The sequence below is a fragment of the Nocardioides sp. J54 genome (genome assembly GCF_000519005.1).
GTDB lineage: Bacteria > Actinomycetota > Actinomycetes > Propionibacteriales > Nocardioidaceae > Nocardioides.
Map to the genome: position 1 here is coordinate 51,567 of NZ_JAER01000005.1, position 14,422 is coordinate 65,988.

Below are 14,422 nucleotides of genomic sequence, written 5' to 3' on the forward strand. Positions count from 1 at the left end.
CGCCCCAGCCCGCCATCAAGGCCCGGAGGTTTCGAGGCTCCTCGCTGGCGCTCGTCGCACCTCAACCACCGGGCGGAACGCTCGGTCCACCTACGCCCGTCTGGCCGCCAGACGGACTGTGCCACATCCCGGAGCCCTCGACAGGCGACACGCTCGCGCCATCGATCAGGCCTGCGCGCAGCCCTCGACAGGCGACACGCTCGCGCCATCAGGAGTTGTACCGCTGCTGGGTCTTCTCGAGGCCCTCGGTGATCAGGCACTCGACGGCGTCGGCGGCGGAGTCGACCTGGAAGGGGAGCTCCTTGCGCTGCGTGGTCGAGTAGTTCGACAGCACGAAGTCGGCGACGTCCTGGCGGCCGGGCGGGCGGCCGATGCCGGCGCGGACCCGGAAGAAGTCGCCGGTGCCGAGGGAGGACCGCATGGACTTGAGGCCGTTGTGGCCGTTGTCGCCGCCGCCCTTCTTGACACGGAGGGTCCCGAAGTCGATGTCGAGCTCGTCGTGGATGGCGACGATGCGCTCGGCGGGGACCTTGTAGAACGTGGCGAGCGCCTTGACCGGGCCGCCGGACTCGTTCATGTAGGAGCGGGCCTTCGCGAGCACGACTCGCGGCGCGTCGGCGCCGGGGGCGCCGAGCCGGCCCTCGACGACGTCGGCACGGCCGGACTTGTGAGCGCGGAAGCCGCTGCCCATCCGGCGGGCGAGCTCGTCGACCACCATGTAGCCGATGTTGTGCCGGTGCCCGGCGTACGACGGCCCGGGGTTGCCGAGGCCGACGACGAGCCACACGTCGGTGCCGGTCACGTCATCGCTCCTCGGGTCAGGGGTGGAAGCAGAGCTCCCCGGCGCGGAGGACCGCGCCGGGGAGATCAACCGGCCCAGGAACCACCTGAGCCGTGCGAAGGTCACTCGCTGTCGCCGCCCTCGGCGGGCGCAGCCTCCTCGGCGGCCTCGGTGTCGCCCTCAGCGGCCTCGTCGGCGGGCTCCTCGGCCACGGGGGCCTCGGTGACGTTGACGACGAGGGTCTCGGCGTCGGTCAGCAGCGTGGTGCCGTTGGGCAGCTCGACGTCGCTGGCGTGGATCTGGGTGCCGGCCTCGGCGCCCTCGATGCTGATCTCGAACTGCTCGGGGATGTGGGTCGCCTCGGCCTCGACCTGGAGGGTCGCGTTCTCGGTGACGACGAGGGTGCCCGGGGCGGCGTCGCCGACCAGGTGGACGGGGACGTCGACGGTGACCTTCTCGCCACGCTTCACGGCGACGAAGTCGACGTGCTCGAGGAGGCGGCGGACCGGGTCGACCTGGACCTGCTTGGTCAGGGCGAGCTGGACGTCGCCGTCGATGTCGAGCTCGAGCAGGGCGTTCGCGCCGCCGTGGCGGATCGCCATCATGGTCTCGTGGCCCGGGAGGGTCAGGTGGATCGGGTCGTTGCCGTGGCCGTAGACGACGGCGGGGATCTTGTCCTCGCGGCGGATGCGGCGGGCGGCGCCCTTGCCGAACTCGGTGCGCAGCTCGGCCTTGATCTTCTCGGTGCTCATGGGGAACTCCTGGCTCGTCCTTGTCGGGTGGCGTTGCCCGGGAAAGAGGAACGCCACGCTTCCCTGGCCCGATGACCGGCAGGGCGCGCGGCGTCAGAAGACGAACCGGCCCAGTCGATCACGGAGTCACAGAAGCGGGTGCTCCCTCGCCGAGGCAACCGGAAGAGACTACCGAGGGACGGCCGTCGCCGCGAAATCCACGTCAGGGCCCCGACCGGACCGCTAGAGGTACGGGTCCGTGACCTCGCGGAGCGCGACCAGCGCGTCCTGCAGTGCGGCCATCCGCTCGGCGCCGAGGTGGCGGCGCCACTCCCGCTCCACGGCCCGCTCCTCGCGCCGGGCGACCGCCTGCGCGGCGCGGCCGCGGGGGGCGAGCACGACGAGGCGCGCCCGGGCGTCCGCGGGGTCAGGCACCCGCTCGACGTACCCGCACCGCTCGAGCTGGTCGACGAGCGCACTGGCGCTCTGCTTGGTGATCCGCGCCTGCTCGGCGATGTCGGTGACCCGGATGCCGTCCTCGCGGAGTCGGGCGGCGGCCCGCGCCATCGCGGGCGTCAGGTCCTCGAAGCCAGCGGCCACGACCGCGTCGTTGATCCGCTGCTCGACGTACCGCGCGCCGATGAACATCAGCAGGCCGGGATGCGGACCGGACAACTCTTCCTCCTCGAGACCTTGACGAACTGGTCAGCGCGACTGACCATATCAGTCAGGGAAACTGACCAGTCGAGATCACGAGGGCGGCGATGGACAAGAGCACCCTGTGGGCCTGGGTCCACGCCGAGCGCACGGCTCTGGCCACCACCCTCGCCGACCTCTCCCCCGAGGAGTGGGCGCACGAGTCGCTGTGCCCGGGGTGGAGCGTGCACGACGTCGCGGCGCACGTGATCTCGACCCCGCAGATCGGCTGGCCGCAGATGGGCGGGCTGGTGGCACGCAACCTCGGGCGTGGCCACAACACGATGATCTTCCGCGAGGTGAAGCGACTCGGCGCCCGAGAGACGAGGGAGAGCATCCTCGCCGACTTCGACCGGTTCGCCACCAGCACGCACCACGTGCCGACGACCACCAGCGTCGAGCCGCTCATCGACTCGCTGATCCACCACCAGGACGTCGTCCGCCCGCTCGGCCGGACCCGCGAGATGCCACCGGAGGCGGCGGCGGTCGCCGCCGACCGGGTGCGCCGCCTCGCCTTCCTCATGGGCACCCGCCGCCTGCTGCGCAGCGTGCGCCTCGTCGCCACCGACGTCGACTGGGCCCGTGGCTCCGGCCCGACCATCACCGGCCCGATGCAGGAGCTGCTGATGATCGCCTCCGGCCGCCGCCCCGACCCCGCCCTGGTCTCGGGCGAGGGCGTGGCGCTCGTGCCGGCGCTGTCCTGACGCTGGTCGGCGCGGCGGCGGGGGAGAAATTCGCCGGTCGACCGGCGAAACTCACGCTTGACCGACGAAGCTTCGTCGGTCAAGCGTGAGCTTTGACGGTCAGGTTCGTCCCGGACGCCGGGGTTGTGTCGGGATACCGATTTATACTCGGCCGAAGTATAAAGACGTATCACGCGGAGGCGGCATGCCCAGCAACCCCTACACCCCCGGCCAGGTGCCCCGGATCCTCGCCGGGCGCGCGGTCGAGATGCGGCGGATCGAGGGGCTGCTGGCGCGCGTCGCGACGTACGGCGAGCTGGGTGGTCCGCTGCTGGTGTTCCACGCGCCGCGCGGCATCGGCAAGACCTCCCTGCTGCGCGCGGGCCAGCGCCGCGCGACCGAGTCCGGGTTCGTCACCGCGTGGGTCGCGTGCTCTCGGCAGCGGCCGGTGCTGCCGGAGGTCGCGCACAGCATCGGCCGGGCGCTGGAGCGCGCGGACGCCGTACCGTCCGGCGCGGCCGGCAACCGCTGGCGTGGTCAGCTGGAGCGGCTCACCGTCGAGGTCGGCCTGCCCGGGGCGAAGGTGCAGGCCGAGCTCGCGCGCAAGGAGGCGACCGCTCCCCCGCAGGCGGTGATCGGGATCCTCGAGTCGCTGCTGCACGACGCTGCCACCGCGGTCCGCCAGCACGGCGGGGCCGGCCTGCTGCTCCTGCTCGACGAGCTGCACACCGCGTCGGCCGACGACATGTCGGTGCTGCTCAACACGCTGCAGAACCTCGACGGCGAGCGCGCCGACAACCCGCTCGCGGCGGTGTCCGCCGGCCTGCCCGTGACGCCCGAGGCCCTGACCCGGGCCGCCACCTTCGGTGAGCGGAGCACGTTCATCTCCCTCGACGTCCTCTCCGAGGACGACGCCCGGGCGGCGCTGGTGCAGCCGGCCGAGGTCGAGGGCGTGGGCTGGACCGACGCCGCGCTCGCCGCGATCGTGGCCGAGTCGCACGGCTACCCGTACCTCATCCAGCTGCTCGGCAGCACCACCTGGGACGCCGCGGAGCCCGACCGCGGCGACCGGCTCACCCTCAACGACGTCCGGCGCGGACTCCCGGTCGCGCGCGACCAGCTCGCCGCGATGCACCGCGCCCGCTGGGGTGCTGCGACCCGGCTCGAGCAGCGCTTCCTCGCCGCGATGGCCGCGGCCGGCGACGGCAACGTCACCCGCGCCGCGATCGCCGCCGGGATGGGCGTCGACTCACGGGCAATCAGCGTGCCGCGGGAACGGCTCATCGAGAAGGGCGTGATCGAGCCGGTCGGTCACGGCCTGGTGCGCTTCACCCTGCCCGGGTTCGGGGCGTTCGTACGCTCGCTCGACCAGGCGTGACGGCTGGTCCGAGCCGCGTCGATTGGGCAGGAACTGCAGCCCGCGGGGCCGAATTGTCGCCGTTTGGTCCCAAACGACAACCCTTCTGGTGACCCCTTACGCGTGCCCGTCGAACATCGACGTGACCGAGCCGTCCTCGAACACCTCGCGGATGGCACGGGCCACCATCGGGGCGATCGATAGGGTGGTCAGCTTGTCGAACTGCTTCTCGTCAGGGACGGGGAGCGTGTTGGTGACGACGATCTCGGTCGCGGTGCTGTTCTTGAGCCGGTCGACGGCGGGCTCAGACAGGATCGCGTGGGTGGCGGCGATGACGACGCCGGCGGCACCGGCGGTCATCAGGGCCTCGGCGGCCTTCACGATCGTGCCGCCGGTGTCGATCATGTCGTCGGTCAGCACGCAGATCTTGCCGGCGACCTCGCCGACGACGCGGTTGGCGACGACCTCGTTGGCGACGTCGATGCGGCGGGTCTTGTGGATGAAGGCCAGCGGCGCGCCGTCGAGCCGGGCGGCCCAGCGTTCGGCGACCTTGATCCGGCCGGCGTCGGGCGAGACGACGGCGAGCTCCTGGTGGCCGTACTTCGCCTTGATGTAGTCGGTGAGCACCGGCAGCGCCATCAGGTGGTCGACGGGGCCGTCGAAGAAGCCCTGGAGCTGGTCGGCGTGCAGGTCGACGGTGATGATCCGGTCGGCGCCGGCGGTCTTGAACAGGTCGGCGATGAGGCGCGCGGAGATCGGCTCGCGACCGCGGTGCTTCTTGTCCTGGCGGCTGTAGCCCCAGAACGGCATGACGACCGTGATCCGCTTGGCCGAGGCACGCTTGAGCGCGTCGACCATGATCAGGTGCTCCATGATCCACTCGTTGATCGGAGTGGTGTGGCTCTGGATGACGAACGCGTCGCAGCCACGCACCGACTCGGCGTAGCGGACGTAGATCTCACCGTTGGCGAACTCGCGGGCGTCGGTGGGCACGAGCTGCTGCCCGAGGATCTCGGCCACCTCCTCCGCCAGCTCGTGGTGTGCCCGTCCCGAGAAGACCATCAGGTTCTTCTCGGTCGTCCGCTTCAAGCCGCTCACGCGTGACTCCCCTGGTCGCCGGAGTTGATACTCAGGATTCTGCCTTCTCCGCGGGGTCGTCCCCAACTCCACGGCCGTTTTCGGACGGTTCACCCAGCGCCGCCGCGGCGGCGTCCGCCTGGGCCGTGCCGGTACGACGCAGCAGCACCCAGCGCTCGATGTTGCGCTGCGGCGAGGTGCTCACCGCGAGGGCGCCCGGAGGGACGTCGCGGCGGACCACCGTGCCGCCGCCGGTGGAGGCACCGTCGCCGATCTCGATGGGTGCGACGAAGGTGTTGTTGGAGCCGGTCTTGGCGTGCCGGCCGACCTTCGTGCGGTGCTTGTCGACGCCGTCGTAGTTGGCGAAGATCGTGCCCGCGCCGATGTTGGAGCCCTCGCCGATCTCGGCGTCGCCGACGTACGACAGGTGTGGGACCTTCGCGCCCTCGCCGATGGCGGCGTTCTTCGTCTCGACGAAGGTGCCGATCTTGCCCTTCGCGCCGAGGGCGGTGCCGGGGCGCAGGTAGGCGAACGGGCCGACGGTCGCACCGTCGCCGACGACGGCCAGCTGGGCGTGGGCGCGCACGACGCGGGCGCCCGCACCGACCTCGCAGTCCTCGAGGGTGGTGTCCGGCCCGATCACCGAGTCCTCGCCGACGACGGTCGCGCCGAGCAGCTGGGTGCCGGGCAGGATCGTGACGTCCTGGGCGAGCACGACGTCGGCGTCGATCCAGGTGGTCGCGGGGTCCATGACCGTGACGCCCTCGCGCATCCAGCGGGTGACGATGCGGCGGTTGAGCTCGCGGCCGAGCTCGGCCAGCTGGGCGCGGTCGTTGGCCCCCTCGGTCTGCAGCGCGTCCTCGACGGCGTGGGCGGCGACGAGCAGGTCGTCTCGACGGGCGAGCGCGATCGCGTCGGTCAGGTAGTACTCGCCCTTGGCGTTGTCGTTGCCGATCCGGCCGATGGCGTCGGCGAGGAAGGCGGCCTCGAAGGCGAGGATGCCGGAGTTGATCTCGGTGATCGCCCGCTGCTCGTCGGTGGCGTCCTTCTCCTCGACGATGGCCTGCACGGCGCCCGCGTCGTCGCGCACGATCCGGCCGTAGCCGTGCGGGTCGGCGACGATGCCGGACAGGATGCTGACCGCGGCGCCCGCGCTGCGGTGGGACTCCGCGAAGGCGCGCAGCGTGTCCCCGGCGAGGAGCGGCGTGTCGCCGTACGCGATGAGGACGGTGCCCTCGCTCGGCGGGGCGTCGAGCGCCTCCAGCGCCACCCGGACGGCGTGCCCGGTGCCGAGCTGCTCCTCCTGGACGGCGAGCACGGCGTCGGGGCGCAGCTCGCCGACGTGCGGGGCGACCAGCTCGCGCTGGTGGCCCACGACGGTCACCACGCGGGTCGGCTCGAGCGAGCCGACCGCGGCGAGCACGTGGCCGATCATGCTGCGCCCGCCGATGCGGTGGAGCACCTTCGGGGTCTTGGACTTCATCCGGGTGCCCCCGCCGGCGGCGAGGACGATGACGGTCAGCTGCTCACTCACGCGGACACAGTAATCCCGCGGGACGGAGGCCCCGCGCGCCCACCCGAGCGGCCCACCCGAGCGGACCGCCCGCGACCGGATCCGATCGCATCCTTTTCCACAGTTCGACGAAAGCCCGTGCATCCGGCGCCGATGAGGCGTATCACAGGAGACCTACGACACACAGGGACAACGACACCGACCGATGAAGGGAGCACGACGATGTGCGACCACTCCCCGCAGTGCCCGGACGCCGCGGCCACCGACTGCTGCAGCGCCCACGTGACCGCCGACCACAGCGAGCAGGGCTGGTGCCGGCTCTGCAACGGCGTCATCCTCTTCGACGACGGCGCGTACCTCACGCCCGAGGGCCAGCCGATGGAGCTGCGCCGCACGGCCTGACGCCGGCTCGTCGTCCGCCGACCGGCTGACCCCTCGCGACCGCCCCGTAGGCTCGGGGAATGGCGGAAGGCTCCACCGTCCTCGTGACCGGCGCGACCGGATTCATCGGTCGCCGGCTCGTGGACGCCCTCGTTGACCAGGGCGCCGACGTGCGCGCCCTCACCCGGCGACCCGAGAGGTACAACGGCGCCGGCACGCCGTACGGCGGCGACGTCTCCGACCCCGCCTCCCTGGCCGAGCCGCTCGCCGGCGTCGACGTGGCGGTCTACCTCGTGCACTCCCTCGACCGCGAGGACTTCGAGGAGCGCGACGCCGCCGCGGCACGCGCCTTCGGGGCGGCCGCGGCCGAGGCCGGGGTGCGCCAGATCGTCTACCTCGGCGGCCTGGGCGACGACGGCGACGAGCTGTCGGCGCACCTGCGCTCGCGGCGCGAGGTGGAGTCGCTGCTCGGCGAGGCCGGCGTGCCGGTCACGGTGCTGCGCGCCGCGATCGTCGTGGGCCACGGCGGCATCTCGTGGGAGCTCACCCGCCAGCTGGTGAAGAACCTGCCGGCGATGGTGGTGCCGAGGTGGACGAGCACCCGCACGCAGCCCATCGCTGTCGACGACGTGATCCGCTACCTCGTCGGCGTCATCGGCGACGAACGGGCGTTCGGCGAGGTCTTCGAGATCGGCGGACCCGAGGCGATGACCTACGTCGACATGCTCGAGATCGCCGCCGAGGTGCAGGGCGGCAAGCCGGTGCCGCTGGTGCGCGCACCGGTGCTGACCCCGAGGCTGTCGTCGTTCTGGCTCGCCCTGGTCACCGACGTCGACGTGACGACCGGGCGCAACCTGATCGACTCGATGAGCACCGAGGTGGTGGTCACCGACGGCCGGATCCGCGAGCTGGTGCCGGGTGAGCCGCTGAGCTACCGCGAGGCGGTGCAGCGGGCGCTGGCCGAGCGGCTGCAGGAGGGCCTGGAGGTCTGAGGGCGAGCCGTCAGCCGAAGAGCAACGGCAGCACCACGAGCATCGCGAACGACCAGGTGCAGTGGGTCAGGATCGGCGCGAGGATGCCGCCGGAGGCACGACGCTCCAGCCCGACCACGACGCCGAGCACGGTGGCCGCGAAGGCGAGCATCACGTTGCCCGTCGCGAGGGTGGCCAGCACGTAGGCCACCGACGTCCACGCCACCGGGTGGCGAGGTACGGCGGCGTAGGCCGCGCCGCGGAAGAACAGCTCCTCGGCGACCCCGTTGACGACCGTGACCAGCACGAGCAGCGGCAGCGCGCCCTGGTCGGCGAAGTCGGTCACCGACCGGACCTGGTCGTGGAGCCACGGGACCTCCCGCACCACGAGCCCGCCGACGACGAACACCGCGGCGAGGGCGAGCCCGAGGACGATCGGCGAGAGGACCGGGCGCACCAGGGTGTCGCCGTCGCGAGGCGATGCGATCCGGCCCAGGTGGAGCGGCCCGGAGAGGAAGGCGCCCGCCGTCCAGATGACCGCCATCGCGAAGGTGGCCGGGTAGAACCACGGGTTTCCCGGCTCGATGCGCAGCGAGAGTCCGAGCATGGCGGCGCCGACGAGCACGACGCCGACCGTGACGACCTGCCGCTGCCGCAGCGCCTCGGGCGAGTCGCGGTGGTCGCGGGGGACGACGTCCCACAACGACCTGCGGACCCAGCGCTGCACCATGCACCGAACCTACGGGGTCGCCACTACCCTCGCCCCATGACGACGGCTCCCCGCTCCGAGCGCCTCCTCGACGCCCACGTCGCGTGGCTGGTCACCCGGCTCACCGGTGCCGAGCTGGCCGCGACCGTCGAGCGGGACGTGCGGGCGCTGCTCGACGTCGAGTCGCGCACCACGCTCGCCGAGCTCGTCGACGCCGACCGGGCGAAGGAGCTGGTGCACGAGGCGCTGGCCACGGTCCCGGCGAGCACCGGCGCGAGCACGCTGGTCGCGATGGTGGCCGACGTGCTGCACGAGGGCCCGGAGGCGTCGTACACGCTGGGCGAGCTGGTGTCCCGCGAGGACGTCGAGCGCATCGCGGCGGCGGCGCTGTCGCGCACCGACCTGGTCGCCCGGCTGCTCGACGACGCCACGGCCAGCCCGCTCGCCTCGACCCTGGCCTCGCGCTTCGTCGGCCGGCTGGTCGGCGAGGTGCTCCAGTCCAACCGCGCCGTCGCGGAGAAGATCCCCGGCGTGGGCGCCCTGTTCGCGCTCGGCGTGGGTGCGGCGGGGGTCGTCGCCGGCGCGGCCGACAAGCAGCTGGAGGGCGTGCTGGGCGCCGGCACCGCGTTCGCGACCAAGCGGCTCAACAAGGTGCTGGTCGAGACCCTCAAGGACCCGGCAGCCCGTGCGGCCGTCGTCGAGCTCTACGACCTGTACGCCGACAAGCCGGTGCCGCACGTGAGCGAGGTCGCCTCGCGCGAGGACGTCCACCGCGCTGCGGACCTGCTGCAGGACGTGGCGATCGCGGCGGCCACCAGCGACCCCGCTCTCGCGCTGGCCGACGCGCTCGTCGACGCCTTCTACGGGATCTACGGCGACCACCCCGCCACCGCGCTGGCGGCCGACCTCGGCCTCGACCAGGACACGCTGGTCGCCCACGTCACCGAGCTGGCCTCGGCCGTGGTCACCACGGCACGCGAGGCCGGCGACCTGGAGCGGCTGCTGCGCGAGCGGCTCGCGCCGTTCTACGCCTCCCCCGAGGTCGCGGTGATCCTCGACGAGCTCCCCGGGTAGGAGTCGAACCTACGTCGCTTGTCCTGATTCAAAGTCAGGCGGGCCCTGCCGACAGACCAACCGGGGATTGCAGGGCCCAGCCTAGGGTGCCGGCGCTCGGGCCGGGCGAAGTGGTCGGCGGTGCAGTCGGGCTCGCGCCGCGGGGCTCAGCCGTTCGGCACGAAGCAGATCAGGGTGTCCTGCTCGGCGTACTCGAAGGGCTGGCCCGGGGTCGCGCAGGCGCCGCCGGCCTTGCCGACGGAGGCGACCTTCTGGACCTGCGGCTGGCCCTTCGTGGCGGCGCAGTCGACCTTGCCCTCGGTGGCGAGGTCGAAGCAGTCGCCCTTGGCGGCGTTGATCACCAGGCACAGGTCGACGAAGGCGTCGGAGCCGGCGCGGGAGACCTGGTAGCCGGTCTCGTTCGCCCCGCAGCTGCCGGCGTCGCCGACGACCTTGTGGCTCGCCTTCGCGTCGCCGCAGCCGACCTCGACGGCCTCGTCGTTGGTGCCGTCCTTCTCGAAGTAGACGCACTCACCGACGTCGGGCGCCTTGGCCTGCTCGGCCTTCTCCTCGCCCCTGGAGGAGAAGTAGTAGACGCCGAGCGCGACGGCGATCGCGACACCGATGCCGACGAGGCGGGCGACGAGGCTCTTTCCCATGCGCGCAGCCTTGCACGCTCGCGCCCGGCGCAACCAGCGGCCGGTCAGCCCAGCCGGTCAGCCCAGCAGGTCAGCGCAGCAGGTCGCGGCCGATGACCATCCGCTGGATCTGGTTGGTGCCCTCGAAGATCTGGGTGACCTTGGCGTCGCGCATCATCCGCTCGACGGGGTACTCGCGGGTGTAGCCGTTGCCGCCGAGCACCTGCACCGCGTCGGTGGTGACCCGCATCGCCGCGTCGGTGGCGGTGAGCTTGGCGATCGAGGCCTGCCGGGAGAACGGGCGGCCGGCGTCCTTGAGCCGTGCGGCGTGGAGGTACGACGCCCGGGCCCGCTCGACCTCGGCGGCCATGTCGGCGAGCAGGAACTGCAGGCCCTGGAACTCGCCGATCTTCTTGCCGAACTGCTCGCGCTCCTTGGCGTACTCGACCGCGTAGGCCAGCGCACCCTGCGCAATGCCCGTCGCCACGGCGGCGATGCCGAGCCGGCCGGCGTCGAGCGCCGACAGGGCGACCCGCATGCCGGCACCCTCCTCGCCGATCAGCTGGGCGGCCGGGATCCGGGCGCCGTCGAAGAGCACCTGCGTGGTGACGTCGCAGTGCAGGCCCATCTTCTTCTCGGGAGCGCCGAAGCTCATGCCCTCGGTGCCGTCGGGGACGACGAAGGCGGACAGGCCGCGCGTCCGGTCCTCGCCCGTGCGGGCGAAGAGGATGTAGTAGTCCGCGCAGGAGCCGTTGGAGATCCACTGCTTGGTGCCCTTGACGACGTAGTCGTCGCCGTCGCGCACCGCGGCGGTCCGGATGCCGCTCACGTCGGAGCCGGCCTGCGGCTCGGAGAGGCAGTAGGCGCCGAGCCAGTCACCGGACAGCATCCGCGGCAGCCACGCGTCGCGGACCTCCGCGGAGGCGTTCGCGGCGACGACGGTCGCCGTGAGGGCGTGCACGCTCGTGCCGACGCCGACGCTGGGCCACGCGGTGGCGATCTCCTCGACGACCTGGAGGTACACCTCGTAGGGCTGTCCGCCGCCGCCGTGCTCCTCGTCGAAGGGCAGGCTCAGCAGGCCCGACCGGCCCAGCAGGCGGTAGGCCGCTTCCGGGAAGACCGCCGCCTCCTCGGCCTCCGCCACCTGCGGCGCGAGCTCCTTCGTCGCAATCTCGCGGGCGAGGGCGAGCAGCTCCTCGGCCTCCTCGGTGGGCAGCAGGCGGTCGACAGTCGTGGCCATGACCCGAACCTAAGCGTCGGCGCCGCTTCCGGAAAATCCGGGAAAGGCTCACCAACCACGAGCCGCTGCCACTAGGCTCCGGCTGTCGCTGGGGGGCGTCAGGGGGGACTGGACGAGGAGTTCCGTCGTGCTCTCATACCCCCGCCACGTGCTCGGCCGCCTGCGCCTGATGGCTGCCTCGCGGCTGCCGGACACGCCCGTCGAGCGCCGCATCCGCGGCGTCCGGATGACGCTGCCGCGTCGCCACGGGCTGCCCTACTTCGCCCGCAAGGGCACGAAGTACGCCGACAACCTGGTGCGCCTCGCCGAGCTGCTCGGCGCGCACGAGGGGTCGGTGAACCTCCTCGACGTCGGCGCCAACGTGGGCGACTCGACGATGCTCGTGCTCGCCAAGGTGGACGGCTGCGCGGTCTGCCTGGAGGCCAACCCGCGCTGGCTGCCCTACCTGGAGGCCAACCTCGCCCAGCGCCCCGGCGTGGAGATCGTGCCGGCCGTGCTCGTGGCGCCCGGCACCGACACCTCGGTGCCGCTCGGCGTGCGCTCGGCCGACGTCGGCAGCAGCATCGTGGTCCGCGACGAGGACGAGACGGCCGGCACCGCCGAGGCCGAGTCCTTCCCCGCGCTGACCACGACCGTGCTGCTCGAGCAGCACCCGCAGCTGCGCGACGTGCGACTCATCAAGTCCGACACCGACGGCTACGACGTCATGCTCGTCAACGCCTACCTCGAGACGTTCGTGGGCTCGCGACCGGTCATCTTCTTCGAGTTCGACCCGCGCCCGACCCGGATGGTCACGCCGGAGTACGAGCCGCAGAAGCTCTGGGCCCAGCTGGTCGACGCCGGCTACACCTCGGCCGTCGTGTGGGACAACCTCGGCAACCTGCTCTTCAGCGCGGCGACCGAGGAGCTGGCCGAGCGCAGCGCGGTCCTCGACCTGACCATCCAGGAGCGCGGCTACGGCTTCTGGGACGTCGCGGTCGCCCACGTGGACGACCCGGTCGGGCGCCGGGTCCTCGAGGAGATCGTCGCCGACTGACCTGCTCCCCCGACCTCACGGTGCGGGGGTGTACTCCAGCGCGGCCCAGTCGTTGACGTCGTACCGGCCGTTGGTGCGGAGCACCACCGACTGCACGCCCACCGGCCGGCCGTCGCGGTAGGTGATCAGCGCGATGTTGGCGTCGCGGCGCAGCTTGGTGCCGATGGCGATCGCGTACGCCGCGCCGCCGGTCGTGCCGACGGTGTAGGTGTAGCCGACCCGCCCGTCCTCGGCGGTGACGGCGTTCGGGCCGTCCTCGACGTGCACGTGGCCACCGACGACGAGGTCGACGCAGCCGCGGGCGAGGGCACCGTCGCCGAAGTCGGCGTCGTGCAGCAGCAGGGTGTTGACCCGGTCGCCGTCCTCGTCGGCCTCGCACACGGCCTCGGTGAGCCGCTCGGCGACCTCGGCCGACGACAGGCCCTTCTCGTCGCGCCAGTTGCCCAGGCCGCTGGAGCGGGGGTCGTCGACCCCCATGATCCGGGAGCCGCCGGGACCGTCGACGACCTCGCCGTCGAAGTACTCCCACCCGTGGTCGCTCATGTGGGCGCGCACGAAGTCGCCGTTGTCGTGGTTGCCGGCCACCGCCCACCTGTCGAAGCCGGAGAACGCCGCCGAGACGGAGTCGAGCGAGAAGGCCTCCCACCGCTCCCCCGTCGAGGTGTCGTCGCCGGCGTCGAGGACGGCGGTGGCACCGGCGCGGTCGGCGATGGCACGCGCGACCGCGTCCATGCCGACGTTGAGGTGGCGGTCGGAGACCAGGACGGCGACGGTCTCGTCCTCCCGCGGCTCGCGCAGCGGCAGCTCGGCTGCGTCCTTCGTGGCCTTCGAGTAGAACGCCTCGCCCTGGCGGTAGCTGTTGACCGCGCTGGCGATCAGCCGCTGGGTCTCGGCGGCGGTGACGGCGCCCATGACCTCGACGTCCTCCACCTGCTCCGGGAGCGGCACGTCCGGGCCGACGAACTGCGCGAGCGTCATCCAGCGCTCCGGCTCCGGCTCGTGGCGCCCCCACCCCAGCGGCGCGACGATCGCGGCGACCAGCACCAGGCAGGCGAGGGCGGCGACCACGCCACGGCGCGAGGGCAACCGGGCCCGCAGCGCGTGGCGCCGCTCGCGGCCCACGACCCACCACAGGACGAACGGCACGGTCGCCAACGCAGCGCCCTGGACGAGCGCAGCCAGCGCCATCGTGCGCACCGCCCGCTCGACGACGGCCACCTGGCCCTCGGGCTGGGAGGCGATCGCGGCGTAGCGGGCCGTGAGCTCCGGCACCGAGGTGGTGTCGGTCTTGCCGAGCTCGATCTCGAGGCCCAACCGCGACCCGGTCGGCAGGCGGAGGTCGGGCAGGACCGGCCCGGTGCGCAGCACGACGTCGCCGGAGAAGTCCGGGCTCACCACGGCCTCGTGGCTGGCGAGGTCGACGGTGCGCTCGCTCTCGACGAAGATCACCGCCGAGATGGTCACCGCGAGCGCGGCCCAGCCGAGCACGCCGAGCAGCAGCCCGACGCGGTGCAGCACCGCGGCGCGCGTCAGCGACACCCCCCGGCCCCCGGGCC

General features: G+C 72.4%; 15 protein-coding genes and 1 tRNA gene. 6 read left to right on the forward strand and 10 right to left on the reverse strand.

Translation table 11 applies throughout. The features are described from left to right. Positions 1-208: 208 nt before the first annotated feature. The 3 genes from pth to NOCJ54_RS0105020 all read right to left on the reverse strand — a co-directional run bounded on the left by pth (position 209) and on the right by NOCJ54_RS0105020 (position 2,187). Positions 209-802 (reverse strand): aminoacyl-tRNA hydrolase, encoded by a 594-nt coding sequence (gene pth, locus NOCJ54_RS0105010; RefSeq protein WP_028654620.1) that lies wholly within the window; start codon positions 800-802, stop codon positions 209-211. 101 nt (positions 803-903) lie between these two features. After that, positions 904-1,533: a 50S ribosomal protein L25/general stress protein Ctc gene (locus NOCJ54_RS0105015; protein WP_028654621.1), complete on the reverse strand. Its 630-nt coding sequence runs from the start codon at positions 1,531-1,533 to the stop codon at positions 904-906. A gap of 222 nt (positions 1,534-1,755) precedes the next feature. Continuing rightward, complete coding sequence (locus tag NOCJ54_RS0105020; RefSeq protein WP_028654622.1) at positions 1,756-2,187, reverse strand: MarR family winged helix-turn-helix transcriptional regulator; 432 nt, start codon at positions 2,185-2,187, stop codon at positions 1,756-1,758. 89 nt (positions 2,188-2,276) lie between these two features. Between NOCJ54_RS0105020 and NOCJ54_RS0105025 the strand changes: the two genes are divergently transcribed. Continuing rightward, positions 2,277-2,912, forward strand: coding sequence for a maleylpyruvate isomerase family mycothiol-dependent enzyme (locus NOCJ54_RS0105025; RefSeq protein ID WP_028654623.1), 636 nt, complete (start codon positions 2,277-2,279; stop codon positions 2,910-2,912). A gap of 184 nt (positions 2,913-3,096) precedes the next feature. Further along, on the forward strand, positions 3,097-4,269 hold the full coding sequence (locus tag NOCJ54_RS0105030; RefSeq protein ID WP_028654624.1) for an ATP-binding protein: 1,173 nt from the start codon (positions 3,097-3,099) through the stop codon (positions 4,267-4,269). Positions 4,270-4,365: 96 nt separating this feature from the next. On the opposite strand, the gene NOCJ54_RS0105035 is transcribed toward NOCJ54_RS0105030, so the two are convergent. Both NOCJ54_RS0105035 and glmU read right to left on the reverse strand, forming a co-directional pair. Beyond that, entirely contained in the window at positions 4,366-5,346 is a 981-nt protein-coding gene (locus tag NOCJ54_RS0105035) for a ribose-phosphate diphosphokinase (RefSeq protein WP_028654625.1), read from the reverse strand. Between the two features lie 31 nt (positions 5,347-5,377). Next, positions 5,378-6,859 carry a bifunctional UDP-N-acetylglucosamine diphosphorylase/glucosamine-1-phosphate N-acetyltransferase GlmU gene (gene glmU, locus NOCJ54_RS23905; protein WP_051485486.1) on the reverse strand — a complete coding sequence of 494 codons (1,482 nt, stop codon included), beginning with the start codon at positions 6,857-6,859 and terminating at the stop codon, positions 5,378-5,380. Between the two features lie 201 nt (positions 6,860-7,060). Between glmU and NOCJ54_RS0105045 the strand changes: the two genes are divergently transcribed. Both NOCJ54_RS0105045 and NOCJ54_RS0105050 read left to right on the forward strand, forming a co-directional pair. Then, positions 7,061-7,240, forward strand: coding sequence for a DUF5999 family protein (locus NOCJ54_RS0105045; protein WP_028654626.1), 180 nt, complete (start codon positions 7,061-7,063; stop codon positions 7,238-7,240). A 59-nt stretch (positions 7,241-7,299) separates the two neighbouring features. After that, on the forward strand, positions 7,300-8,211 hold the full coding sequence (locus tag NOCJ54_RS0105050; RefSeq protein WP_028654627.1) for an NAD(P)H-binding protein: 912 nt from the start codon (positions 7,300-7,302) through the stop codon (positions 8,209-8,211). A gap of 10 nt (positions 8,212-8,221) precedes the next feature. Here NOCJ54_RS0105050 and NOCJ54_RS0105055 read toward each other — a convergent pair whose 3' ends face one another. Then, a complete protein-coding gene (locus NOCJ54_RS0105055; protein ID WP_036516921.1) occupies positions 8,222-8,920 on the reverse strand; it encodes a type II CAAX endopeptidase family protein in 699 nt (232 codons plus the stop codon). Positions 8,921-8,956: 36 nt separating this feature from the next. Between NOCJ54_RS0105055 and NOCJ54_RS28870 the strand changes: the two genes are divergently transcribed. Beyond that, a complete protein-coding gene (locus NOCJ54_RS28870) occupies positions 8,957-9,973 on the forward strand; it encodes a hypothetical protein (protein ID WP_028654629.1) in 1,017 nt (338 codons plus the stop codon). Here NOCJ54_RS28870 and NOCJ54_RS0105065 read toward each other — a convergent pair. From NOCJ54_RS0105065 to NOCJ54_RS0105075, 3 genes are all read right to left on the reverse strand, one after another. Continuing rightward, a tRNA-Gln gene (locus tag NOCJ54_RS0105065) sits at positions 9,962-10,040 on the reverse strand. The genes NOCJ54_RS28870 and NOCJ54_RS0105065 overlap by 12 nt on opposite strands. A gap of 79 nt (positions 10,041-10,119) precedes the next feature. Beyond that, on the reverse strand, positions 10,120-10,611 hold the full coding sequence (locus tag NOCJ54_RS0105070) for an LppU/SCO3897 family protein (protein WP_028654630.1): 492 nt from the start codon (positions 10,609-10,611) through the stop codon (positions 10,120-10,122). Between the two features lie 70 nt (positions 10,612-10,681). After that, positions 10,682-11,830 carry an acyl-CoA dehydrogenase family protein gene (locus tag NOCJ54_RS0105075; protein WP_028654631.1) on the reverse strand — a complete coding sequence of 383 codons (1,149 nt, stop codon included), beginning with the start codon at positions 11,828-11,830 and terminating at the stop codon, positions 10,682-10,684. 127 nt (positions 11,831-11,957) lie between these two features. On the opposite strand from NOCJ54_RS0105075, the gene NOCJ54_RS0105080 reads away from it, so the two are divergent. Next, complete coding sequence (locus NOCJ54_RS0105080; protein WP_157514791.1) at positions 11,958-12,866, forward strand: FkbM family methyltransferase; 909 nt, start codon at positions 11,958-11,960, stop codon at positions 12,864-12,866. A gap of 15 nt (positions 12,867-12,881) precedes the next feature. Here the strand turns inward: NOCJ54_RS0105080 and NOCJ54_RS0105085 are convergent, their stop codons facing one another. Next, positions 12,882-14,405 carry a metallophosphoesterase gene (locus NOCJ54_RS0105085; protein WP_084254924.1) on the reverse strand — a complete coding sequence of 508 codons (1,524 nt, stop codon included), beginning with the start codon at positions 14,403-14,405 and terminating at the stop codon, positions 12,882-12,884. Positions 14,406-14,422 lie beyond the last annotated feature (17 nt).

Excerpts from the sequence above, each read along its gene's own strand:
- NOCJ54_RS0105015 (WP_028654621.1), bottom strand. The coding sequence starts at position 1,533 with ATGAGCACCGAGAAGATCAAGGCCGAGCTGCGCACCGAGTTCGGCAAG.
- NOCJ54_RS0105025 (WP_028654623.1), top strand. The coding sequence starts at position 2,277 with ATGGACAAGAGCACCCTGTGGGCCTGGGTCCACGCCGAGCGCACGGCT.
- NOCJ54_RS0105030 (WP_028654624.1), top strand. The coding sequence starts at position 3,097 with ATGCCCAGCAACCCCTACACCCCCGGCCAGGTGCCCCGGATCCTCGCC.
- NOCJ54_RS0105045 (WP_028654626.1), top strand. The coding sequence starts at position 7,061 with ATGTGCGACCACTCCCCGCAGTGCCCGGACGCCGCGGCCACCGACTGC.
- NOCJ54_RS0105050 (WP_028654627.1), top strand. The coding sequence starts at position 7,300 with ATGGCGGAAGGCTCCACCGTCCTCGTGACCGGCGCGACCGGATTCATC.
- NOCJ54_RS0105055 (WP_036516921.1), bottom strand. The coding sequence starts at position 8,920 with ATGGTGCAGCGCTGGGTCCGCAGGTCGTTGTGGGACGTCGTCCCCCGC.
- NOCJ54_RS28870 (WP_028654629.1), top strand. The coding sequence starts at position 8,957 with ATGACGACGGCTCCCCGCTCCGAGCGCCTCCTCGACGCCCACGTCGCG.
- NOCJ54_RS0105070 (WP_028654630.1), bottom strand. The coding sequence starts at position 10,611 with ATGGGAAAGAGCCTCGTCGCCCGCCTCGTCGGCATCGGTGTCGCGATC.
- NOCJ54_RS0105075 (WP_028654631.1), bottom strand. The coding sequence starts at position 11,830 with ATGGCCACGACTGTCGACCGCCTGCTGCCCACCGAGGAGGCCGAGGAG.